At 67.4% G+C, this 22355-nt stretch carries 23 protein-coding genes and 1 other RNA gene; 8 read left to right on the top strand and 16 right to left on the bottom strand.

What is annotated here, in order from left to right; translation table 11 throughout:
* The first annotated feature begins 10 nt into the window (after nt 1–10).
* An RNA gene (gene rnpB, locus BLS50_RS05355) (RNase P RNA component class A) lies at nt 11–422 on the top strand.
* Between the two features lie 67 nt (nt 423–489).
* On the opposite strand, the gene BLS50_RS05350 is transcribed toward rnpB, so the two are convergent.
* Together BLS50_RS05350 and BLS50_RS05345 are read right to left on the bottom strand one after the other, a co-directional pair.
* Nucleotides 490–954, bottom strand: a complete 465-nt coding sequence (locus BLS50_RS05350; protein WP_074801272.1) for an OsmC family protein — start codon at nt 952–954, stop codon at nt 490–492.
* A 410-nt stretch (nt 955–1364) separates the two neighbouring features.
* Nucleotides 1365–1670, bottom strand: coding sequence for a DUF1090 family protein (locus tag BLS50_RS05345; RefSeq protein ID WP_074801269.1), 306 nt, complete (start codon nt 1668–1670; stop codon nt 1365–1367).
* A 311-nt stretch (nt 1671–1981) separates the two neighbouring features.
* Between BLS50_RS05345 and rplM the strand changes: the two genes are divergently transcribed.
* The 3 genes from rplM (at nt 1982) to erpA (ending at nt 3413) form a co-directional block, all read left to right on the top strand.
* A complete protein-coding gene (gene rplM, locus BLS50_RS05340; RefSeq protein ID WP_009687896.1) occupies nt 1982–2410 on the top strand; it encodes a 50S ribosomal protein L13 in 429 nt (142 codons plus the stop codon).
* Between the two features lie 10 nt (nt 2411–2420).
* A complete protein-coding gene (rpsI, locus tag BLS50_RS05335; RefSeq protein WP_006476904.1) occupies nt 2421–2813 on the top strand; it encodes a 30S ribosomal protein S9 in 393 nt (130 codons plus the stop codon).
* 228 nt (nt 2814–3041) lie between these two features.
* Nucleotides 3042–3413 carry an iron-sulfur cluster insertion protein ErpA gene (gene erpA / locus BLS50_RS05330; protein WP_006476903.1) on the top strand — a complete coding sequence of 124 codons (372 nt, stop codon included), beginning with the start codon at nt 3042–3044 and terminating at the stop codon, nt 3411–3413.
* Nucleotides 3414–3520: 107 nt separating this feature from the next.
* Here erpA and BLS50_RS05325 read toward each other — a convergent pair whose 3' ends face one another.
* Complete coding sequence (locus BLS50_RS05325) at nt 3521–4669, bottom strand: anhydro-N-acetylmuramic acid kinase (RefSeq protein WP_074801267.1); 1149 nt, start codon at nt 4667–4669, stop codon at nt 3521–3523.
* A gap of 142 nt (nt 4670–4811) precedes the next feature.
* Between BLS50_RS05325 and tyrS the strand changes: the two genes are divergently transcribed.
* From tyrS to BLS50_RS05310, 3 genes are read left to right on the top strand one after another with little or no spacing between them, the layout of a single operon-like run.
* Nucleotides 4812–6053 carry a tyrosine--tRNA ligase gene (gene tyrS, locus BLS50_RS05320; RefSeq protein ID WP_074801265.1) on the top strand — a complete coding sequence of 414 codons (1242 nt, stop codon included), beginning with the start codon at nt 4812–4814 and terminating at the stop codon, nt 6051–6053.
* Complete coding sequence (gene dtd, locus BLS50_RS05315) at nt 6050–6508, top strand: D-aminoacyl-tRNA deacylase (protein WP_011544595.1); 459 nt, start codon at nt 6050–6052, stop codon at nt 6506–6508. The genes tyrS and dtd overlap by 4 nt, the downstream gene beginning before the upstream one ends.
* A 23-nt stretch (nt 6509–6531) precedes the next feature.
* Nucleotides 6532–7197 (top strand): histidine phosphatase family protein, encoded by a 666-nt coding sequence (locus BLS50_RS05310; protein ID WP_074801262.1) that lies wholly within the window; start codon nt 6532–6534, stop codon nt 7195–7197.
* Nucleotides 7198–7262: 65 nt separating this feature from the next.
* Here the strand turns inward: BLS50_RS05310 and BLS50_RS05305 are convergent, their stop codons facing one another.
* The 10 genes from BLS50_RS05305 to BLS50_RS05260 all read right to left on the bottom strand — a co-directional run bounded on the left by BLS50_RS05305 (nt 7263) and on the right by BLS50_RS05260 (nt 17833).
* The gene (locus tag BLS50_RS05305) at nt 7263–8390 is read right to left on the bottom strand and encodes a ParB/Srx family N-terminal domain-containing protein (RefSeq protein WP_074801259.1); all 1128 of its coding nucleotides are present in this window, start codon (nt 8388–8390) and stop codon (nt 7263–7265) included.
* Nucleotides 8391–8544: 154 nt separating this feature from the next.
* Nucleotides 8545–9498, bottom strand: coding sequence for an oxygenase MpaB family protein (locus tag BLS50_RS05300; protein ID WP_074801256.1), 954 nt, complete (start codon nt 9496–9498; stop codon nt 8545–8547).
* A gap of 24 nt (nt 9499–9522) precedes the next feature.
* Nucleotides 9523–10593 carry a Holliday junction branch migration DNA helicase RuvB gene (ruvB, locus tag BLS50_RS05295; RefSeq protein WP_006476896.1) on the bottom strand — a complete coding sequence of 357 codons (1071 nt, stop codon included), beginning with the start codon at nt 10591–10593 and terminating at the stop codon, nt 9523–9525.
* Nucleotides 10594–10701: 108 nt separating this feature from the next.
* A complete protein-coding gene (gene ruvA, locus BLS50_RS05290) occupies nt 10702–11283 on the bottom strand; it encodes a Holliday junction branch migration protein RuvA (RefSeq protein WP_074801251.1) in 582 nt (193 codons plus the stop codon).
* 197 nt (nt 11284–11480) lie between these two features.
* Nucleotides 11481–12023 carry a crossover junction endodeoxyribonuclease RuvC gene (gene ruvC / locus BLS50_RS05285; RefSeq protein ID WP_006476894.1) on the bottom strand — a complete coding sequence of 181 codons (543 nt, stop codon included), beginning with the start codon at nt 12021–12023 and terminating at the stop codon, nt 11481–11483.
* 154 nt (nt 12024–12177) lie between these two features.
* Nucleotides 12178–13743, bottom strand: a complete 1566-nt coding sequence (gene purH / locus BLS50_RS05280) for a bifunctional phosphoribosylaminoimidazolecarboxamide formyltransferase/IMP cyclohydrolase (protein ID WP_011694149.1) — start codon at nt 13741–13743, stop codon at nt 12178–12180.
* Nucleotides 13744–13787: 44 nt separating this feature from the next.
* Complete coding sequence (locus tag BLS50_RS05275) at nt 13788–14021, bottom strand: Fis family transcriptional regulator (protein WP_006476892.1); 234 nt, start codon at nt 14019–14021, stop codon at nt 13788–13790.
* Entirely contained in the window at nt 14018–15085 is a 1068-nt protein-coding gene (dusB, locus tag BLS50_RS05270; protein ID WP_074802761.1) for a tRNA dihydrouridine synthase DusB, read from the bottom strand. The genes BLS50_RS05275 and dusB overlap by 4 nt, the downstream gene beginning before the upstream one ends.
* A gap of 137 nt (nt 15086–15222) precedes the next feature.
* Nucleotides 15223–16410, bottom strand: a complete 1188-nt coding sequence (locus BLS50_RS05265; RefSeq protein WP_069232193.1) for a UbiH/UbiF/VisC/COQ6 family ubiquinone biosynthesis hydroxylase — start codon at nt 16408–16410, stop codon at nt 15223–15225.
* Between the two features lie 37 nt (nt 16411–16447).
* Nucleotides 16448–17833 carry an aminopeptidase P N-terminal domain-containing protein gene (locus BLS50_RS05260; protein WP_027807453.1) on the bottom strand — a complete coding sequence of 462 codons (1386 nt, stop codon included), beginning with the start codon at nt 17831–17833 and terminating at the stop codon, nt 16448–16450.
* 187 nt (nt 17834–18020) lie between these two features.
* On the opposite strand from BLS50_RS05260, the gene BLS50_RS05250 reads away from it, so the two are divergent.
* Nucleotides 18021–18635, top strand: a complete 615-nt coding sequence (locus tag BLS50_RS05250) for a glutathione S-transferase family protein (RefSeq protein ID WP_027813221.1) — start codon at nt 18021–18023, stop codon at nt 18633–18635.
* Nucleotides 18636–18745: 110 nt separating this feature from the next.
* On the opposite strand, the gene BLS50_RS05245 is transcribed toward BLS50_RS05250, so the two are convergent.
* From BLS50_RS05245 to BLS50_RS05235, 3 genes are all read right to left on the bottom strand, one after another.
* Nucleotides 18746–20365 carry an FMN-binding glutamate synthase family protein gene (locus BLS50_RS05245; RefSeq protein WP_074801248.1) on the bottom strand — a complete coding sequence of 540 codons (1620 nt, stop codon included), beginning with the start codon at nt 20363–20365 and terminating at the stop codon, nt 18746–18748.
* A 118-nt stretch (nt 20366–20483) separates the two neighbouring features.
* The gene (mnmA, locus tag BLS50_RS05240) at nt 20484–21644 is read right to left on the bottom strand and encodes a tRNA 2-thiouridine(34) synthase MnmA (protein WP_074801246.1); all 1161 of its coding nucleotides are present in this window, start codon (nt 21642–21644) and stop codon (nt 20484–20486) included.
* A complete protein-coding gene (locus BLS50_RS05235) occupies nt 21641–22150 on the bottom strand; it encodes an NUDIX hydrolase (RefSeq protein ID WP_074802760.1) in 510 nt (169 codons plus the stop codon). The genes mnmA and BLS50_RS05235 overlap by 4 nt, the downstream gene beginning before the upstream one ends.
* Nucleotides 22151–22355 lie beyond the last annotated feature (205 nt).

Below are 22355 nucleotides of genomic sequence, written 5' to 3'. Positions count from 1 at the left end.
TGCGCGTCGCAAAGCAGGCCAGGCAGTCGCGGCCTCGCCGCCTTCGGGCGCGCGGGGGCGAGGAAAGTCCGGACTCCACAGGGCAGGGTGATGGCTAACGGCCATCCGTGGCGACACGCGGAACAGGGCAACAGAAAGCAAACCGCCGATGGCCCGGCGCAAGCCGGGATCAGGTAAGGGTGAAACGGTGCGGTAAGAGCGCACCGCGGCGACGGCGACGTTCGCCGGCACGGTAACCTCCACCCGGAGCAATTCCAAGTAGGCAGGCGCGCATTTTCGGATGCAGGACGGGGCCCCCGTCTCGTCTGCGGGTAGGAAGCTTGAGCGCGTCAGCAATGGCGCGCCTAGAGGAATGACTGCCACGCGTTGCGCGCTTCGGCGTGCAGCGTGCACAGAATCCGGCTTATCGGCCTGCTTTGCCGCTCAAATGCGAAAGGGCCGGCGCTCCCTGCGGAGCGCCGGCCCTTTTTTCATGCGCGCGCCGTGGGCTCAGGCGGCGACGATGTCGAACGAATGCGTGAGTTCGGCCGTCTTCGCGATCATGATCGACGCGGAGCAGTACTTGTCGTGCGACAGGTTGATCGCGCGCTCGACCGTGGCCGGGTTCAGGTTGCGGCCGGTGACCGTGAAGTGGAAGTGCACCTTCGTGAACACCTTCGGATCTTCGCTCGCACGCTCGGCCTTCAGCGTGACCGAGCAGCCGCTCACTTCCTGGCGGCTCTTCTTCAGGATCAGCACGACGTCATAGGCGGTGCAGCCGCCGGTGCCGAGCAGCACCATTTCCATCGGACGCGGCGCGAGGTTGTGGCCGCCGCCTTCGGGCGCGCCGTCCATCGTGACGAGATGGCCGCTCCCGGTCTCGGCGGAAAACGCCATGCCGTCCTGGCCCATCCAGCTTACTTTGCATTCCATGCTTGCACTCCAGCGTTGCCTGATTCGGATTCGATCCGGCATTGTAGCCCGCGACGCAACGGTCGGCTGATGCGCTGCACGACGCGCAACGCCGGGGCCGGGCGGGCAGGGCGGCGAGCGGCGATTTCCCTGCTGGATTTAGGGGTTTTGCTCTAGGCGAGGGCAGCTTTAGGTCATGTCCGAGGGGTTTACATGTTTGATTTCAAAAGGAAATGTGTCCGAACGAGCTTTCCGGGTGGAATCTCATATTGTGGTGTTTGATTTCGCAATGCAAATTTTCTTGTGAAGTCGGCGGGGCATTCGTATAATGATCCTCATTGGTTGCCGCGCTGCGGCAACCTCCGCATGTCTCCTCCACCCTCCTCCTAAGGTGGATTAAGCCCGAACCAGCCGTTCGGGCTTTTTTTCGTCCCATGCAAACATCCGCGCGCGGCTTGCGCGCGTCGGCACCGTCACGCGGGCTGTCGCGCAGCCGGCTGCGAAGTCGCGTCGGGCGGCGTGCCGCGCGAGTCGGCATCGGGCGCCGGCGCACGGGCGGCCGACGCGTGGCCGTGGCCGCGTGCGCAGAAGTGACGGACGCGTTCGCGCACCGCGCGCAGGCGCCCGATGCGGTCTTCGGCATGGGCGGTCCGGGCTTCGGCGATGCGTGCATCGAGTGCGTCGAGCTTGGCTTCACAGCCGGAGCGGGCGGCGACGGCGGGCGCCGCGACGGCCAGCAGCGCGGCCGCCAGAAAGGGCGTAAGTCGTTGTTTCATCATGCTGGTTTGTTGTTTTTCGGGTTCGACCGGTCTGGCGCGGCAAGGTCATGTGCCGCGCGTCGATGGGTGCCTCCCCAGGCGCTCGGTTCGCCTGGCTTGGTGGGGCACGACCGGATTTTGGCTCATTTCGGCCGCCGCGAACACGGGACGTGGATTCTCTTTGACCACGTAGCCGTATTTCCTTTATAATTCAGGGCTTTTCCGCATTCATGCCCACGGAAAAAGAACAGGGAGAGCCTGCACCGCGCCTCGAAGCGCACACAGACAAGCAGGAAGAACACATCGGGCAAAGCAATTTTTTTGGATCGATCATGAAGACGTTTTCCGCAAAAGCCCATGAGGTGACGCGCGAATGGTACGTGATTGACGCGACGGATAAGGTTCTCGGCCGTGTTGCCAGCGAAGTGGCACGCCGTCTGCGCGGCAAGCACAAGCCTGAGTTCACCCCGCACGTCGACACTGGTGATTTCATCATCATCATCAACGCGAGCAAGTTGAAGGTCACGGGCAACAAGACGCTGGACAAGAAGTACTACCGTCACTCGGGCTACCCGGGCGGTATCTATGAAACGACGTTCGGCAAGATGCAAGAGCGCTTCCCGGGCCGCGCGCTCGAGAAGGCGGTCAAGGGCATGCTGCCGAAGGGCCCGCTCGGCTACGCGATGATCAAGAAGCTGAAGGTCTACGCAGAAGCGACGCATCCGCACTCGGCTCAACAGCCGAAGGCGCTCGAGATCTAAGGGGACCCACATGATCGGTAACTGGAACTACGGTACGGGCCGCCGCAAGAGCGCAGTCGCACGTGTCTTCATCAAGGCTGGCAAGGGCGACATCATCGTCAACGGCAAGCCCATCGCTGACTACTTCTCGCGCGAAACGTCGCTGATGATCGTGCGTCAACCGCTGGAACTCACGAACCACGGCCAGACGTTCGACATCAAGGTGAACGTCAACGGCGGCGGCGAAACGGGTCAGGCAGGCGCAGTGCGCCACGGCATCACCCGTGCACTGATCGACTACGATGCGACGCTGAAGCCGTCGCTGTCGAGCGCAGGCTTCGTCACGCGCGATGCGCGTGAAGTCGAGCGTAAGAAGGTCGGTCTGCGCAAGGCACGCCGCGCAAAGCAGTTCTCGAAGCGTTAATTCCGCTTCATGGCCTCGCCGCTTTCGAGCGGCGTCCGCCGGAAAAACCGCCAGCTTTCACGCTGGCGGTTTTTTTATGCCCGCTGACTACCCGCACCCGGGCCGCTGCGGCCGCCACCCGCGCGGGCGCGTTTGATGAAATCGACAAGAACCTATTGATTTCATGGACATCAGCACGATCTTCTGATCGGCCCTACAATAGCGGCTAAAGCTTTTTGGAGAGTTCGAATGAACGCTGTTACCGAAACCGCAGCAACGACGACCGATATGCCGCTGCCGTTCGTCTTCACCGACGCCGCGGCCGACAAGGTCAAGCAACTGATCGACGAAGAGGGCAATCCCGACCTGAAGCTGCGCGTGTTCGTGCAGGGCGGCGGCTGCTCGGGCTTCCAGTATGGCTTCACGTTCGACGAGGAAGTCAACGAGGACGACACCGTGATGAACAAGAACGGCGTCCAGCTCCTGATCGACTCGATGAGCTACCAGTACCTGGTCGGTGCCGAGATCGACTACAAGGACGACCTCAACGGCGCCCAGTTCGTGATCAAGAACCCGAACGCGACCACCACCTGCGGGTGCGGTTCGTCGTTCTCGGTCTGAGCGCACGGCAGATCCGCGCCGGTTCGCCGGAATGAAAAACGGGGCTCCATGCCCCGTTTTTTTATACCCGCTCGCCCTGCGGCGCTCGCCGCGCGGCGGATATCGCGTCAGCGCGGATAGAGTGCGCCAAGCACGCGGTTGCCGGCTGCGCCGGTGACCGTCGCGAGATTGCCGGGCTGGCGCGCGGTGAAGCGGTACGCGAGCCACGCGAACGCGAGCGCTTCGACCTGCTGCGGCGGTACGCCGAGTGCAGCCGTAGTGTCGACCGAGGCCGGCACGCCGGCCTCGCGCAGTGCGTGCCGGAGCGCATCGAGCAGCACCGGATTGCGTGCGCCGCCGCCGCAGACGAACACGGCCTTGCAGCCCGGTGCGTGCTGTGCGATTTCGCGCGCCACCGATACGGCGGTGAGGGCGGTGAGCGTGGCCTGCACGTCCTCCGGTGCAACTTGCGGGAACGCGGCGAGCCTGGCGTCGAGCCATGCGGGATTGAACAGATCGCGTCCGGTGCTCTTTGGCGGCGGCGCGGTGAAATACGGTTCGTCGAGCAGGGCGTCGAGCAGCGATGCCTGTACGGTGCCGCGTGCGGCGAACTTCCCGCCGTCGTCGTACGGCTTGCCGAGATGGCGGGTCGCCCAGGCATCGATCAGCGCGTTCGCGGGGCCGCAGTCGAAGCCGCGCACGTCGCCGTCCGCGCCGGGCAGGATCGTGATATTGCTGATTCCGCCGAGATTGCAGACGACCCGCGTTTCGCCCGGCGCGCCGAACACCGTCGCATGGAACGCGGGCGCGAGCGGCGCGCCGTGACCGCCGGCGGCCACGTCGCGGCTGCGGAAATCGGCGATCACGTCGACCTGCGTCAGCTCCGCGAGCAGCGCCGGATTGTTGAGCTGGCGCGTATAGCCACGCTCGGGGCGATGGCGCACCGTCTGGCCGTGCACGCCGATCGCGCGGATCTCGTCGCGCGACAGCCCGGCCGTGCGCTGCAATTCATGGCAGCACACCGCATAGCGCGCGACGAGCGCATTCGCGGCGAGCGATTCGCGGTCGATCTCGTTGTCGCCGGGCTGCTGCAGCGCGAACAACGCGTCGCGCAGCGATTGCGCGAAGCCGACGAACGCTTCCGCGAGCACGACCGGCGCGCGGCCGGCCTCGAAACGCACGGCGACGCCGTCGACGCCGTCCATGCTGGTTCCCGACATCAGCCCGAAATAGATGCCGTCTGCCGGATGGGCAGGCTGCGGCTGTCGTTGCGGCACGTTGGGTTCTCCTGGATCGTGCGGCGCGGGCCGGTGCCGCGCGCCTTGCGCCCGATTATCCGCGCAACGTGACGCGTCGTTAAGCGATGCGCGCGCAAGTTATGGGAAAATCCCTGTTTTTGCGACATTCTTCCTGGCACCGATGAGCACCGAACCCAGTTCCAAGCCCGTTTTCCCGATCACCGACGAAGTCCGGCATGCGCTCGCCGTCACGAAGCGCGGCGTCGACGAGCTGCTGATCGAGGAAGAGTTCGCGCAGAAGCTCGCGCGCAGCGCAGCCACCGGCACGCCGCTGCGCATCAAGCTCGGCCTCGATCCGACCGCACCGGACATCCACATCGGCCATACGGTCGTGCTGAACAAGATGCGCCAGTTGCAGGATCTCGGCCATACGGTGATCTTCCTGATCGGCGATTTCACGTCGCTGATCGGCGATCCGTCGGGCCGCAACGCGACGCGCCCCCCGCTCACGCGCGAGCAGATCGAATCGAACGCGAAGACCTACTTCGAGCAGGCCGCGCTCGTGCTCGATCGCGACAAGACCGAGATCCGCTACAACAGCGAATGGTCGATGCCGCTCGGCGCGGACGGGATGATCAAGCTCGCGTCGCGCTACACGGTCGCGCGGATTCTCGAGCGCGAGGATTTCACGAAGCGCTTCCAGGGCGGCGTGCCGATCTCGATCCACGAATTCCTGTACCCGCTGATGCAGGGCTACGATTCGGTCGCGCTGAACGCGGATCTCGAACTCGGTGGCACCGACCAGAAGTTCAATCTGCTGGTCGGTCGCGAACTGCAGAAGCAGTACGGCCAGGAACAGCAGTGCATCCTGACGATGCCGCTGCTCGAAGGCCTCGACGGCGTCGAGAAGATGTCGAAGTCGAAGGGCAACTACGTCGGCATCAGCGAGAAGCCGACCGACATGTTCGGCAAGCTGATGAGCATCTCGGACACGCTGATGTGGCGTTACTTCGAGCTGCTGTCGTTCCGCAGCCTCGACGAGATCGCCGGCTTCAAACGCGAGGCCGAAGGCGGCCGCAACCCGCGCGATTTCAAGGTGCTGCTCGCGCAGGAAATCGTCGCACGATTCCACTCGCAGGCCGACGCCGAGCGTGCGCTTGAGGACTTCAACCACCGTGCGAAGGGCGGCGTGCCGGACGACATTCCGTCGGTCACGCTGGCCGGTGCGCCGCTCGCGATCGGTCAGTTGCTGAAGCAGGCCGGCCTCGTGCCGTCGACCAGCGAAGCGCTGCGCAACATCGATCAGGGCGGCGTGAAGATCGACGGCGCGACCGTGTCGGACAAGGGCCTGAAGGTCGAGGCCGGCGAGTTCGTGGTCCAGGTCGGCAAGCGCCGCTTCGCGCGCGTCACGCTGACCGCATGATCGCGCTGATCCAGCGCGTGACGCGTGCCGACGTGCGCGTCGGCGGCCGCACGACGGGCGAGATCGGCGCGGGCCTGCTCGCGCTGGTCTGCGCGGAGCGCGGCGATACGGAGGCCGCGGCCGACAAGCTGCTCGCGAAGCTGCTCGGCTACCGCGTGTTCAGCGACGCAGCCGGCAAGATGAACCTGCCGGTGTCGAACATCGACGGCGAAGGCCGCGCGGGCGGCCTGCTGCTCGTGTCGCAGTTCACGCTGGCGGCCGATACCAACAGCGGGCTGCGTCCGAGCTTCACGCCGGCCGCACCGCCCGACGAAGGCGCGCGGTTGTTCGACTATTTTGTCGCGGCCGCGCGGGCGCGGCACCCGATCGTCGAGACGGGCGAGTTTGGCGCCGACATGCAGGTGTCGCTCGTCAACGACGGCCCCGTGACGTTCTGGCTGCAAGTGCGGCCCTGATTCTTTCCCGGAGGCGCGCCGCGATGGCCACCACGCAGATTCTTTTCATCCGCCATGGCGAGACGGCCTGGAACCGCATCAAGCGCATCCAGGGGCATATCGACATCCCGCTGGCCGATACAGGGCTCGCGCAGGCGCAGCGGCTGGCGGCGCGGCTCGGGCGCGAGGCGCGTGACGGCACGCGGATCGACGCGGTGTATTCGAGCGACCTGATGCGCGCGCAACAGACCGCCCAACCGTTCGCCGATGCGCTCGGGTTGCCGCTGCTGCTGCGCGAAGGGTTGCGCGAACGTTCGTACGGCGCGTTCCAGGGGCACGACAGCACCGAGATCGAGGCGCTGTTTCCGGACGCGTATGCGGCGTGGCAGACACGCGACCCGGGCTTCGCGCCGGAGGGTGGCGAGTCGCAGCGTGAGTTCTATCACCGCGTGCTGCATGCGCTCGAACCGATCGTCGCCGCGCATCCGGGCGGCCGGATCGCGTGCGTCGCGCACGGCGGCGTGCTCGATTGCGTGTATCGCTTCGCGAACGGGATCGAGCTGTCGGCGCCGCGTACCTATCAGCTGCTCAACACCAGCATCAATGTCGTCGATTACGTCGATGGCCGCGCGCAAGTCGTGCGGTGGGCCGACGTGTCGCATCTCGAAGCCGCGAGCGACGATGACGACGGGTACCGCAAGGTGCTCTGAACACGCCAGCCCCGTGCGGCATGGCCGGCCCCGGGGTTCGCCTTCTTACTGCGTGACGCTTACGCTTACTGCGGCAGCGCGTGGCGCGTCTTGTAGTCGAGCGCGTACGCGATCTTGCCGGGCTTGTCGGCCGTGATCGGCTGGCGCAGCTTGTCGAATTCCCCCTTGTTGTATTTCTTCCCGCCATTGATCGCATCGGCGCGCCCGAGATCGGCGCCCGTCTTGCCGTCGATCACGGGGTCGGTGGCCGCGACCATCCGCGTGGACGCATTCCAGACCGCATTCAGGTAGCCCGTGTCGGCCTTCGCCGGATCGGGATCGGTCGTGCCGCCGCGCGTGAGGTCGTAGTTCGCCAGCGCGAACGTGCCGGGCTGCGCGCGCAGCCAGTCGGCCCAGTAGAACTCGAGGTAGTCGGTCGCTTGTGCGGGCTTGCTGTAGCCGATGTCGCGCGTGAAATAGACGAGCGAGCGGTAGCGGTCGTTCGTCATCCCGAGTTTCAGGCCGAGGCCGCTCGGCAGTTGCGCGGTCGTGATCGGCTGGCCTTCGCCGTTCTTCAGGCGGAGATAGCCGCGGCTTTGCATCTGCTGCCAGAACGCGTCGCCCGAGTAGTCGCTGAGGTTGTCCTTGACGACGACGTGCACATGCAGCGCCGGGCCGCCGTCGGGCGTCTCGTAATAGGTCGACAGGCCGTGGTGGCCGTCGGTCAGGTACAGCGCATCGCCGTTCGGGCCGATCACGACGGGGTTCAGCACCGAGCGGTCGCGGGCGTTCGCGTCGGTCGTCGCGCACGTGTAGCTGGCCGGTTCGCGCAGCGACGATCGGGCCGTGTAGCCGCTCGATGCGACGCCGCCGAGGCCTTCGTCCGCGCAGAAGTCGTCGAACTTCTTGTCGGGCTGCAGTTCGTAGCGGCCGAGCTTGTAGTAGATCTGGTCGTAGCCGATCGCACCCTGCGTCGGATGGAGATCGCCGAGCGTCACGTCGATCAGGTCGCCGGGGCGGGCCGCCTTCCACTTGCCTGGTTGCGGCGTGGTCGTGGCGGGCGGCGTCGGGGCCGGCGTCGTCGTCGTGCCGCCGGACGGCGGTTGCGCGTCCGTGCGCGCAACGGCGGTGACATCGTCGCCTCCGCACGCGGCGAGAGCGAAGAGGGTGGACAGGCTGGCGGCAAGGGCGAAACGGATCGGCAGGCGTGGCATCGCGGGCTTCGGGTGTCGGTAGCGGGTAGGCGGGACTCCGCGCGGGCCACGGGCGAGCGTGACGGGCAGGACGTGCGACCGTGCGCGGGGGTAAGCCCGTCAGCTTGTCACAGGTATTTGACAGGAAATTGAAATGATCCGAAGAAGCGGATCGTCAGGCAGGCGGAGTGCCGTCGGACGGGGCAGCCGTCGCGCGGCGGCGCGCACGCTTCGACGCGCCGTTGACGAGTGCCCAGCGCAGCACGGGGGCGACGGCGCGGATGCCCGGCCGGACCACCGCGCGCCGCAACGGCGCGAACGTCGACACGCCGAGCATGCGCTGCGCCCACGGCGGCAGCAAGTCGATGCCGGCATGCATCACCAGCGACGCGGCAGGCCGCAGCGCGGGCCTCGCGACCGGCACGTTCAGCAGGATGGACATCACGTCGAAGGTACGCGGCCCGGCTTCGAGCTCGGGCAGCATGCGCGCGAGATAGGCCGCTACCTCGGCGCGCGAACGCGGCACCTCGTGGGCGCCAAGCAGTTCGGCGATCAGCGCCGTTTCCGTGTAATAGCGGTCCTGCAACTCGCCGGACAGCGCCGGATTCACGTAACGCAGATGCGCGGCGAGGAAGCTCGACACTTCCGCGACATGCACCCAAGTGAGCAACGCGGGATCGTCGGCGCGGTACGGCCGCCCGTCCGGCGCGCTGCCCGAGATGTGCGCATGGATCGCTTTCACGCGCTCGATCAGCGCGAGCGCGTCCGCGCGGCTGCCGAACGTCGTCCCCGTGATGAACGTGGCGGTGCGCCGCAAGCGGCCGAAGATGTCGGTGCGGAACGACGAATGATCCCACACGCCCGCGAGCGCGAGCGGGTGGAGCGCCTGCAGCAGCAGCGCGGCGATGCCGCCCGTCATCATCGACGTGAAATCGGCATGCACGCGCCAGCAGACGGCGTCGGGGCCGAACAGCCCTGGGTCGCCAGGCGGTGAAGAGAGATCGATCGACGGGCCGCCGCCGCCGGCCGTCAGGTGCGTGATGCCGGCCACGAGCCGCTTGCGGATCGGCTCGGCCCAGCGCGGGCCCGGCGCGGGTGCGGTGGGGTGGCGGCTGGGCGGCGTCGTCATGGCGGGTGCGGCTCGGGTGGCGGATTACTTGCCGTCGGGGGTATCCCACTCGTCGCGTTCGGTGCGGCGCGCATCGGGCACCGACAGCCCGAAGTGGCGATACGTGAGCAGCGTCGCGACGCGCCCGCGCGGCGTGCGCTGCAGGAAGCCCTGCTGGATCAGGTACGGTTCGAGCACGTCCTCGATCGTGTCGCGCTCCTCGCCGATCGCCGCCGCGAGGTTGTCGATGCCGACCGGGCCGCCGTCGAACTTGTACAGGATCGCTTCGAGCAGCTTGCGGTCCATCAGGTCGAAGCCGACCGGATCGACGTCGAGCATCGCGAGCGCGGCGTCGGCAACGGCCGCGGTGATCTGGCCGTCGGCCTTCACTTCCGCGAAGTCGCGCACGCGGCGCAGCAGCCGGTTCGCGATCCGCGGCGTGCCGCGCGCGCGCTTCGCGATTTCCAGCGCGCCGTTCGGATCGATCTGCGCATTCAGCAGCGACGCCGAGCGGCGCACGATGCGCGACAGTTGTTCGGCGTCGTAGAACTCGAGGCGCGCGACGATCCCGAAACGATCGCGCAGCGGGTTGGTCAGCATCCCCGCGCGGGTGGTCGCGCCGACCAGCGTGAACGGCTGCAGGTCGAGCTTCACGCTGCGCGCGGCCGGGCCTTCGCCGATCATGATGTCGATCTGGTAATCCTCGAGCGCCGGATACAGGATTTCCTCGACGACCGGCGACAGCCGGTGGATCTCGTCGATGAACAGCACGTCGTTCGCTTCGAGGTTCGTCAGCAGCGCGGCGAGATCGCCCGCGCGCTCGAGCACGGGGCCCGATGTCTGACGCAGGTTCACGCCCATCTCGCGCGCGATGATGTGTGCGAGCGTCGTCTTGCCGAGCCCCGGCGGCCCGAACAGCAGCACGTGATCGAGCGGCTCGGAGCGGCGTTTCGCGGCTTCGATGAAGATCTCGAGCTGGCCGCGCACCTTTTCCTGGCCGACGTAGTCGTCGAGCTGGCGCGGCCGCAACGCACGTTCGAACACCTCCTCGTGCGACGAGGCGGGCGTGGCGGCGATGATCCGCTGTTCGGTGGCGAGTTTGTCAGTTTCAATCATGCGGCCATTGTACCGCGCGGCGCAGGCGGGACCACCTGGCCGAACGGCCGACTGGCGAGCGCCGCGCGGCGGCGCGACACTGGCTTCGACGGCCGGATCGAACGCGCGTTACGCCTTCGACAATGCCTTCAGCGCGAGCTTGATGCCTTCGGACACGCCGGTGCCGGACGGCACGTTCTTGATCGCGGCAAGGCCTTCCTTCTCGGAGTAGCCGAGCGCCAGCAGTGCGTTGAGGATGTCGGTCGCGTGGTCGGACGGCGACGCGGCGCCGGCGAGCGCGCCGAGGTCGGCGCCGAGCTTGCCCTTCAGTTCGAGCAGCAGGCGCTCGGCGGTCTTCTTGCCGATGCCGGGCAGGCGCGTGAGGCGGGCGGCATCCTGCATCGTCACGGCCTGCGCGAGCTCCTGCACGCTCATGCCGGACAGCACGGCGAGCGCCATGCGCGCGCCGATGCCGGTGATCTTCAGCAGCTCGCGGAAGGTCGTGCGCTCCTGCGGCGTCAGGAAGCCGTACAGCAGGTGCGCGTCCTCGCGGACGATCTGCTGCGTGAGCAGCACGACACGCTCGCCCGTTTGCGGCAGGTTGTAGAAGGTGCTCATCGGCACGTCGATTTCGTAGCCGACGCCGTTGCAGTCGACGAGCAGATGAGGCGGGTTCTTTTCGAGCAGGATGCCGGCGATGCGACCGATCATGGAGGACGGGATGCGAGGAAGAAAGCGCGAGTGTAGCGCACGCGCGGCGCAATGCCGATGGGCGCGGCCGTCAGGACGAAGCGGTGCGTGTCGCGGGTATGTCGGGTGGGGGTAAAGCGGGCAAGCGGCCAACCGGGTCCAGGCGGCCCACGCAGTGGCCCGACGCGTCGGGCCACGGGCCGCGATGCGCGGCAGCGTCAGCCGACCAACCTGCCGCGCCGCACGCGCAGCCCTTTCTGCGCGAGCGCCGGCGCCAGGCCGCCCAGCGTGCTGAGCGTGTTGCCGCCGTGCGCGTGGCAGATCGCCATGCCGAGCGCGTCGGCTGCGTCGGAGCCCGGCTGGCCGGACAGGTTGAGCAGCCGCGTGACCATTTCCTGCATCTGCGTCTTGGTCGCACGGCCGTAGCCGACCACGGCCTGCTTGAGCTGCAGCGCCGTGTATTCGGCGACCGGCAGCCCGCCCGCGACGAGGCCGCAGATCGCCGCGCCGCGCGCCTGGCCGAGCAGCAGCGTCGACTGCGGGTTCACGTTGACGAACACCTTTTCGATCGCGGCCTGGTCGGGCGCGTGTTCGCGCACGATCGTCGAGACGCCCTGGAAGATCGTGCCGAGCCGGGTGGCCAGGTCGGCCGTCGGCGTGCGGATCACGCCGCTCGTGACATAGGCGAGCCGGTGGCCGCTGACGTCGATGACGCCGAAGCCGGTGACGCGCAGGCCGGGGTCGATGCCGAGAATTCGCATGAGTGAGGAGAGTGGCGTGATGCAGCGATACTACAACGAATGGTGCGGCAAGCCGGTCGCCCGGTCGTGCGCGAAGGCGCCGCGCAATAAAAAACCCGGCGGGGGTGATGCCGCCGGGTTGCCGTGCAGCGGCCGCGCGGGCCGCATGCCGCGATCAGTGACGGAAGTGACGCACGCCCGTCAGGACCATCGCGATACCGTGCTCGTCGGCCGCCGCGATTACTTCGTCGTCGCGCATCGAGCCGCCCGGCTGGATCACGCAGGTCGCGCCGGCCGCCACGACGACGTCGAGGCCGTCGCGGAACGGGAAGAACGCATCCGACGCGACGGCCGAGCCGGCCAGCGTCAGGCCCGCGTTCTGTGCCTTGATGCTCGCGATGCGCGCGGAATCGACGCGGCTCATCTGGCCGGCGCCGACGCCGAGCGTCATGCCGTTGCCGCAGAACACGATCGCGTTCGACTTCACGTATTTCGCGACGCGCCACGCGAACAGCAGGTCGTCCATTTCCTTCGCGGTCGGCTGGCGCTTCGTGACGACGCGCAGTTCGCTCGGCTGCACGTTGCGCGAATCGAGCGATTGTACGAGCAGGCCGCCGCCGACGCGCTTCAGGTCGAATGCGTTGTGGCCGTCACCCAGTGCAATCTCGAGCAGGCGCACGTTCTGCTTCGCGGCGAACACCTGCTTCGCGGCGTCGGAGAACGACGGGGCGATCAGCACTTCGACGAACTGCTTCGCCACCGCCTGCGCGGCCGCTTCGTCGACTTCGCGGTTGAACGCGATGATGCCGCCGAATGCCGAGGTCGGATCGGTCTGGAACGCCTTCGCGTATGCGTCGGCCGAGTCGTTGCCGACCGCGACGCCGCACGGGTTCGCATGCTTGATGATCACGCAGGCCGGCGCGTCGAACGTCTTCACGCACTCCCACGCCGCGTCCGAATCCGCGATGTTGTTGTACGACAGTTCCTTGCCCTGCAGCTGGCGGTAGTTCGCGAGCGCGCCGGCCGGCGTCGCGAGGTCGCGGTAGAACGCCGCGCTCTGGTGCGGGTTCTCGCCGTAGCGCAGGTCCTGCACCTTGTCGAATGCCAGGTTCAGCGTGGCCGGGTACGTGCTGCGCGATGCGTGCTTCAGCTCGTCGGTCAGGCTCGTCAGGTAGTTCGTGATCGCGCCGTCGTATTGCGCGGTGTGCGCGAACACCTTCGTCGCGAGGCGGAAGTTGGTCGGGTAGCCGACCGTGTTGCCGTTCGCTTTCATTTCGTCGAGCACGACCGCGTAGTCGGCCGGATCGACGACGACCGTCACGTCGCGGTGGTTCTTCGCGGCCGAGCGCAGCATCGTCGGGCCGCCGATGTCGATGTTCTCGATCGCATCGGCGAGCGTGCAGTCGTCCTTCGCGATCGTCGCGACGAACGGATACAGGTTCACGACGAGCAGGTCGATCGTCGGGATGCCGTGCTGCTCCAGCGCCTGCATGTGCTCGGGCAGGTCGCGGCGGGCGAGGATGCCGCCGTGCACCTTCGGGTGGAGCGTCTTCACGCGCCCATCGAGCATTTCCGGGAAGCCCGTGTAATCGGCCACTTCGGTCACGGGCAGGCCGGCGTCGGCGAGGAGTTTCGCGGTGCCGCCCGTCGACAGCAGCTTGACGCCGAGGTCGGACAGCGACTTCGCGAAGTCGACGATGCCGGTCTTGTCGGAAACGGAAATGAGCGCTTGCTTGATCATGATGGAACCACCAATAGCCAGGGAAACGGGGACGGGACGGCCGCCTACAGCAGGCCGTGCTGCTGCAGCTTCTTGCGCAGCGTATTGCGATTGATGCCGAGGTACTCGGCGGCGAGCGACTGGTTGCCGCCGGCCTGTACGAGCACGACCTCGAGCATCGGCTTTTCGACGCAGGACATCACCATTTCATAGACGTCGTGCGGATTGGAGCCGTCTAGATCCCGGAAATACACGTCCAGGCTCTCGCGGACACATTGTTCGATGTTGTGCTTGCTCATGCTGCTAACTGGTTATGGTCGTCCGACTCGCCCTGGCTGTTCTCCGCTTCGTCATCGACGTAGACGAGGTGGTCCGACAGCGCCTTTTGCGCCTCGAAGAAAGCATTGACGGCGGCGAGCTGCTCGCGGGTGGAATCGAGCGTGTTCATTCGGTGCCGGAACCCGTTGGCACCGGAAAGGCCGCGAGTGTACCAGCCGATGTGCTTGCGCGCAGTACGCACACCGGTGAATTCGCCATAGAAAGCGTAGTGGTCTTCCAGGTGTTCGTTCATCACGTGCTGGATCTCGTCGATCCGCGGCGGGGGCAGCAGCTCGCCGGTTTGCAGGAAATGATCGATTTCGCGGAACAGCCACGGCCGGCCTTGCGCGGCACGACCGATCATCAGCGCGTCGGCGCCGGTTGCATCGAGCACGGCCTTCGCCTTGGCGGGCGACGTGATGTCGCCGTTCGCGACCACCGGAATCCGCACGGCCGCCTTCACGGCCGCGATGGTGTCGTACTCGGCGTCGCCGCGGTAGAGGTCGGCGCGCGTGCGGCCATGCACGGTGAGCATCGAGATGCCGGTCGCTTCGGCCAGGCGCGCGACCGTGATCGCGTTCTTGTGCTCGCGGTCCCAGCCGGTGCGGATCTTCAGCGTGACGGGCACCGCATCGGGCCCCGTGCCGACCGCGGCGACGACCGCCTCGACGATCCGCTGCACGAGCGGCTCGTTCTGCAGCAGCGCGGAGCCGGCCGCGACGTTGCAGACCTTCTTCGCCGGGCAGCCCATGTTGATGTCGATGATCTGCGCGCCGTTGTCGACGTTGTAGCGGGCCGCTTCGGCCATCATCGCCGGATCGGCGCCGGCGATCTGCACCGCGATCGGCTCGACTTCGCCTTCGTGGTTCGCGCGCCGCATCGTCTTCGCGCTCTTCCACAGCTGCGCGTTGGACGCGACCATCTCGGACACGGCGTAACCGGCCCCCAGCCGCTTGCACAGCTGGCGGAACGGACGATCCGTCACCCCGGCCATCGGGGCAACGAACAGGTTGTTACGCAATACGTGAGGGCCGATAACGGGCATCGCAATGGCGCCGCCCACGACAAGCGCGGGCAGGGGAAGGGAAGACGGAAAACGGGCATTTTACCGTATTCCCACGCCCCGCCGATTTGACCCGGTTTGCCTGGTTTGCCCGAAGAGGCCGTGCGGTGCGCCGCGTGTCAGTTGCGCTGGCCGAACATCATCTGGCGCGCGATCACCTTTTTAAGCGGCGGCACGAATTCGAGCGCGGTGAGCGCCGCGCCGCGCAGCAGCGGAAGCGGGCCCGCGTCGATCGTAAACAGGCGCGCGAGCGTGTCGGTCGCGCCGATCGTGAGGCGCCGGTCGAGCGCGCGGCGCGCGTTGAAGGTCGCGAGCGCGGTCGCTTCGAAGCCTTGCGCGGACAGCGTGTCGACGAGCGTGTGCGCGTCGCGCAGCCCGAGGTTGAGCCCCTGGCCCGCAACCGGGTGCAGCGTCTGCGCGGCATTGCCGACGATCGCGATGCGGCCGCTGACGAGCGTCTGCGCCGCGTTCAGGCCGAGCGGGAACGACGCGCGCCCGGCGATCGCGACGAATTCGCCCATGCGCTCGCCGAACACGCTGCCGAGCTCGTGCAGGAATGCATCGTCGGGCAGCGCGGCCCGTCGCGCCGCTTCGTCGGGCGTACAGCACCAGACGAGCGAGTAGTCGGCCTGGCGCGGCCCGCCGAGCGGCAGCAGCGCGAGCGGGCCTTCGTGCGTGAAGCGTTCCCACGCGACGTTCGGGCGTGGCGCCGATACCGTGACCGTGCCGACGAGCGCGGTCTGCCCGTAGTCGCGGCGATGCTTGCCCGCGTCGGCCTGCTGTTCATGGAACAGCCCGCCTTCGGCATTGATGACGATGCGCGCGCGCAACGTGCGCCCGCCTTGCGGGCCGTCGAGCGTCAGCGTGACGCCGTCGGCATCCTGCTGCGGCGTGTGCGCGGTGGTCGACGTGAGCCAGTCGACCCGCGTGCCGCGCACGGCGCCCGCGAGCGCCTGCACGATCGAGCCGTAGCGCACGACGTAGCCGAGCGCGGCGAGCGCGTGTTCGTCGCGGTCGATCAGCGTGCGGCCGAAATGGCCGCGCTGCGACACGTGGATATGTTCGATCGGCGTGGCGTCGGCAGGCCATGCGAGCGTGTCGAGCAGCACGCGGCTGCCGTGCGATACGGCGATCGCGCGCGGGTCGTTCGCGCTCGCGGCCGGTTCGCGCGCATCGATCAGCGCGATCGATGCGTGCCGCGTCGCGCTGCGGCGCGCGAGCCAGCCGGCGAGCGCGAGCCCCACGGGGCCGGCGCCGACGATGGCGAGATCGTAATCCGGCGTGGCCGGGGAGGAAGCGGTCGTCATCTTGATTCGTGAAACGGAGGTAACGGTCGGCGCCCGGTCATGCGTCCGCGCGCATCAGCGCCTCGATCTCGTCGGCCGCGACCGGCACGCCGCGCGTGATCAGCTCGCAGCCGTGCTCGCGCACGATCGCATCGTCCTCAATGCGGATGCCGATGTTCCAGTACTCGGGCGGCACGTCGTCGGCCGCGCGCACGTACAGGCCGGGCTCGACGGTGAGCGTCATGCCGGGCTTCAGCGTGCGCCACGGCAGCGCGCCGTTGGCGTCGCGCGCGGCGAGCCGTTCGCGGTAGTCGCCGCAGTCGTGCACGTCCATTCCGAGCCAGTGGCCCGTGCGGTGCATGTAGAAGCGCGTGTACGCGCGCTCGGCAATCACGTCGTCGACGTTCGAGAAGCGCGTTTTCGGGATGATGCCGGTGTCGAGCAGCCCTTGCGCGAGCACGCGTACGGCCGCGTCGTGCGGCGCCTCGAACGGCACGCCCGCGCGTGTCGCGTCGATCGCGGCCTGCTGCGCGGCGAGCACGATGTCGTACAGCGTGCGCTGCGCGGGCGAGAAGCGGCCGTTGGCCGGGAACGTGCGCGTGATGTCCGACGCATAGCCGTCGAGTTCGCACGCGGCGTCGATCAGGATCAGGTCGCCGTCCCGCGCGGCCGCGTTGCCGGCCGGATAGTGCAGCACGCACGCATTCGCGCCGGCCGCGACGATCGAACCGTACGCGGGCGCCTGCGCGCCGTGCTTGCGGAACAGGTACAGCAGCTCGGCCTCGAGCTCGTATTCGCGGATGCCCGGGCGGCACGCCTGCATCGCGCGGCGGTGCGCGAGCGCGGAGATGTGCGCGGCGCGCATCATGATCGCGAGTTCGTGTTCGTCCTTCACGAGCCGCATGTCGTCGAGCAGCGGTGTGAGGTCGAGCAGCGCGTCCGGTGCGGCGACGCCCGCGCGTGCCTGCGCGCGCACCGCGTCGATCCAGCCGGCGAGCTGGCGCTCGAAGTCGGCCGATGCGCCGAACCGGTAGTGCACGGTGCCCGCATCGGCGAGCAGGCGCGGCATCTCGGTGTCGATCACGTCGGTCGCGAAGGCCGCGTCGAAGCCGAACGCGTCGCGCGCGGCGTCGGGGCCGTAGTGAAAGCCTTCCCAGATCTCGCGGTCGACGTTCCTGGCGCGGCAGAACAGGATCGATTCCGGCGCGCCGTGCGGCGCGGCCGCGTTCAGCACGAGCACGGCATCCGGCTCGGTGAAGCCCGTCAGGTAATGGAAGTAGCTGTCGAACCGGTACGGGTAGGCCGTATCGCGGTTGCGCAGCATTTCCGGCGCGGTGGGGACGATGGCGACGCCGCCGCCTGCGGCACGCAGTGCGGCAAGCACGCGTTCACGGCGCTGGCGGTAGACGTCGACGGCGATGGCGGTATCGAGGGGCGCATTCATCGTGCGATTGTAGCGCCGCGCGACGCGGTGCGTGAGAGCAGGGCCCGAAGCCGCACCGGCCAAGGCCTGCGCGGCGGCTGTTGCAAACCATCCACAGGCCGGACGGGCGATTTTCTACCCGGCTGCACCGGCCGGTTATGATCGACGACAACGTATACTCTCGGCAGTTCCCTTGAAAAGGCAGATGATGAAATTAATCGGTTCGCTCAGCAGCCCGTACGTCCGAAAGGCGCGGATCGTGCTTGCTGAAAAGAAGATCGACTACAAGCTGGAGCTCGAGGACGTGTGGGCGCCGGAGACGGATATTCATGCATCGAATCCGCTCGGCAAGGTCCCGTGCCTCGTGATGGAGGATGGTGCCGCGGTGTTCGATTCCCGCGTGATCTGCGAATACGTCGATACGCTGTCGCCGGTCGGCAAGCTGATTCCGCCGTCGGGTCGCGAGCGCGTCGAAGTGCGCTGCTGGGAGGCACTGGGCGACGGCGTGCTCGACGCAGCCGTCGCGATCCGTCTCGAACACACGATGCGCGACGAGGCGCAGCGCAGCGCGAGCTGGATCGCGCGTCAGCAACGCAAGATCGACGACGCGCTCGTCGCGATGTCGCAGGGCCTCGGCGGCAAGGCGTGGTGCGTCGGCAATCATTACACGCTCGCCGACATCGCACTCGGCTGCGCGCTCGGCTACCTCGACTTCCGGATGCCCGAGCTCAACTGGCGCGATCGCCACCCGAACCTCGACAAGCACTTCGTGAAGCTGCTGCAGCGGCAATCGTTCGCCGATACGCTGCCGCCGCAGAGCTGAGCCGCGGCCCGGCCCTCACGCATTCGGCAGACGAAAGAAAAGCGCCCCGCAGGGCGCTTTTCTTTTTGCGGCGCAGGCCGCCCGCCGCCGGAGCGGGGCGGCCGCCTGCATCAGTCGATCGACGCGTACACCGCTTCGCCGAGCGTGAACGAGTCGCTGCGCGCGATCGGCCACCACTTGTCGTACAGCGAGAAGCCGCAGGTCTGGCCGTCGAGCAGCGCACCGGGTTTCAGGTACTTCAGCAGTTGCGACATCAGCCGCACCTCGTGCGGCGCGACCCGCTGCACGATGTGATGCGCGCGCAACTCGGACGGATGGGCGAGGCCGGCCGCCTGCACGAGTTCCTGCAGCGCATGCAGCGTATTGCGATGGAAGTTGTACACGCGCTCGGCCTTGTCGGGCACGACGAGCGCACGCTGGCGCACCGGGTTCTGCGTCGCGACGCCGGTCGGGCAGCGGTCGGTGTGGCAGTGCTGCGCCTGGATGCAGCCGACCGCGAACATGAAGCCGCGCGCCGAGTTCACCCAGTCCGCGCCGATCGCGAGCGTGCGCGCGATGTCGAACGCGGTGATGATCTTGCCGCTCGCGCCGAGCTTCACGCGATCGCGCACGCCGATGCCGACGAGCGTGTTGTGCACGAGCAGCAGCCCTTCCTGCAGCGGCACGCCGACGTGGTCGGTGAATTCGAGCGGCGCCGCGCCGGTGCCGCCTTCCGCGCCGTCGACGACGATGAAGTCGGGCACGATGCCCGTCTCGAGCATCGCTTTCGCGATCCCGAAGAATTCCCACGGATGGCCGATGCACAGCTTGAAGCCGGTCGGCTTGCCGCCGGACAGCGTGCGCAGCCGCTCGACGAATTCGAGCAGCCCGCGCGGCGTCGAGAATTCCGAGTGCGTGGCGGGCGAGATGCAGTCCTTGCCCATCGGCACGCCGCGCGTCTCGGCGATTTCCGGCGTGATCTTCGCGGCCGGCAGCACGCCGCCGTGGCCGGGCTTCGCGCCTTGCGACAGCTTCACCTCGATCATCTTGACCTGCGGATCGGCGGCCTGCTTCGCGAACTTGTCGGGGTTGAACGTGCCGTCGTCGTTGCGGCAGCCGAAGTAGCCGGACGCGATTTCCCAGATGATGTCGCCGCCGTTCTCGCGGTGGTACTTCGACAGCGAGCCTTCGCCGGTGTCGTGCGCGAAGCCGCCTTTCTTCGCGCCGAGGTTCAGCGAGCGGATCGCGTTCGCGGACAGCGAGCCGAAGCTCATCGCCGAGATGTTGAAGATCGAAATGTCGTACGGTTGCGCGCGATTCGCGCCGACGCGGATGCGGAAATCGTGGTTCGGCAGCTTCGTCGGCGCGAGCGAATGGCTGATCCATTCGTGCGCGACGGCCTTTACGTTCAGCTCGGTGCCGTACGGGCGGTTGTCGGCGACGTTCTTCGCACGCTGGTAGACGAGGCTGCGCTGCGCACGCGAGAACGGCTTCTCGTCGGTGTCGTCCTCGACGAAGTACTGGCGGATTTCAGGTCGGATGAATTCGAACAGGAAGCGGAAGTGGCCCCAGAGCGGGTAGTTCCGCAGGATCGCGTGGCGGTCCTGGTTCAGGTCGTACAGGCCGAGTGCGACGAGGGCGATGGGGAGGATGATCCACAGCCACGAAAGCACGTGGATCGACGCGAGTGCGGCCGCGGCGATGAGCAGCAGGACAGCGCACCACATCGCGAGGTAGCGTCTTGAAAGCATGGGGACTCCGTAAGAATCTTGAAATACCGCCATGCGTACGCTGCGCGGCGGCGCGCCGGCCGCGGCGGAATCGTGTTCCGCCGGGCGCGACGTGCCGCAAGTCTAAACCGAATGGATGTCAGCGTGCTTCGGCGAGCGCCGGCGCGTGGCCCGCCGACGTGGCCTGACCGGGCTGGCCGGTGGCCGCGGATTCGATGATGCCGCCGCCGAGGCAGATCTCGCCGTCGTACAGCACGGCCGACTGGCCGGGCGTGACGGCCCACTGCGCGTCGTCGAACGCGAGCGAGAAGCGCGCTTCGCCTGCCGGGCCGGCAGCCGCCGCGCCGAACACGCACGCCGCATCGGCCTGCCGGTAGCGCGTCTTCGCGCCGCACGCGAAGCCGTCCGCCGGCGGCTCGCCGGCGACCCAGCTCACGTTGCCGGCGACGAGCTCGCGCGACAGCAGCCACGGATGATCGTGGCCCTGCACGACGTACAGCGTGTTCGACGCGATGTCCTTCGCGGCGACGAACCACGGCTCGCCGCTGCCGCTCTTGCTGCCGCCGAGGCCGATGCCCTTGCGCTGGCCGAACGTGTAGAACGCGAGGCCGATGTGCTCGCCGACCACCTTGCCGTCGGGCGTCTTCATCGGGCCGGGTTTGGTCGGAAGATAGCGGTTCAGGAAATCGCGGAACGGCCGTTCGCCGATGAAGCAGATGCCGGTCGAATCCTTCTTCTTCGCGTTCGGCAGCCCGATCTGCGCGGCGATCTCGCGCACCTTCGTCTTCGGGATCTCGCCGAGCGGGAACATCGTCTTCGACAGTTGCGCCTGATTCAGCCGGTGCAGGAAGTACGACTGGTCTTTCGTATGATCGAAGGCCTTCAGCAGTTCGAAACGCCCGTTGCGCTCGCGCACGCGCGCATAGTGGCCGGTCGCGATCATTTCCGCGTCGAGCGACATCGCGTGGTCGAGGAACGCCTTGAACTTGATCTCGGCGTTGCACAGCACGTCCGGGTTCGGCGTGCGGCCGGCCGAGTATTCGCGCAGGAACTCGGCGAACACGCGGTCCTTGTATTCCGCGGCGAAGTTGACGGCTTCCACGTCGATGCCGATCAGGTCGGCTACCGACACGACGTCGATCCAGTCCTGGCGCGTCGAGCAGTACTCGCCGTCGTCGTCGTCTTCCCAGTTCTTCATGAACAGGCCGACCACGTCGTAGCCCTGTTCCTTCAGCAGCCACGCGGTCACCGACGAATCGACGCCGCCCGACATGCCCACCACTACACGGCGCTTGCTCATTTGCTGACCGCCTGACGTTCGAATGCCTCGGGGCGCGGGGCGACCGAATGCGTGTGCACGAAATCGAGCGGAACGCGCCGCCCGGCGAGATAGTCGTCGACGCAGCGCATCACCGCGGGCGAACGATGGCGCTCGCTGCAGGCGCGCAGCTCGTCGGCCGTCATCCACAGCGTGCGCACGATGCCATCGTCGAGCACGTGGCCCGCGATCGGTTCGCCGGCCGTGCCGCAGAACGTGAAGCGCAGGTAGGTCGCGCCGGCGCTGCCGGGGCGCTCGTAGTGCGCGAGATAGACGCCGACGAGCGCGTCGGGCGTGAACGGGTGCGCGGTTTCCTCGAGCGTTTCGCGGATCACGGCGTCGGCCAGCGTTTCGCCGGCTTCCAGATGACCGGCCGGCTGGTTGATGCGCAGGCCCGTCGAGGTTTCTTCCTCGATCACGAGAAAGCGGCCGGCGCGCTCGACGAGCGCGGCGACCGTCACATGCGGGGTCCAGAGTTTGGGTTTCATGGTCGGCATTTTACCGGTTGCGCCCGAACGCTGCCGGCCGTCTGGTTAGATGAATCCGACCCCCGGAGTTCATCCGTGCCGGCGCGGCGCGACGGCACGGACCAAACGGATGTCGCATTCGAGCACGGTCGTGCGGAAAGTGCTGGCGGGGGCATCGCTTTCGGTTAAAGTGCAGCGTGAAAGCCGTTGCTCGTGAGCCGGTAAG

Origin of the sequence: Burkholderia orbicola, from assembly GCF_900100915.1 — a bacterium.
Classification (GTDB): domain Bacteria; phylum Pseudomonadota; class Gammaproteobacteria; order Burkholderiales; family Burkholderiaceae; genus Burkholderia; species Burkholderia orbicola.
The sequence above is the reverse complement of the archived record's forward strand: the minus strand, read 5'-3'. Positions and strand labels throughout refer to the sequence as shown.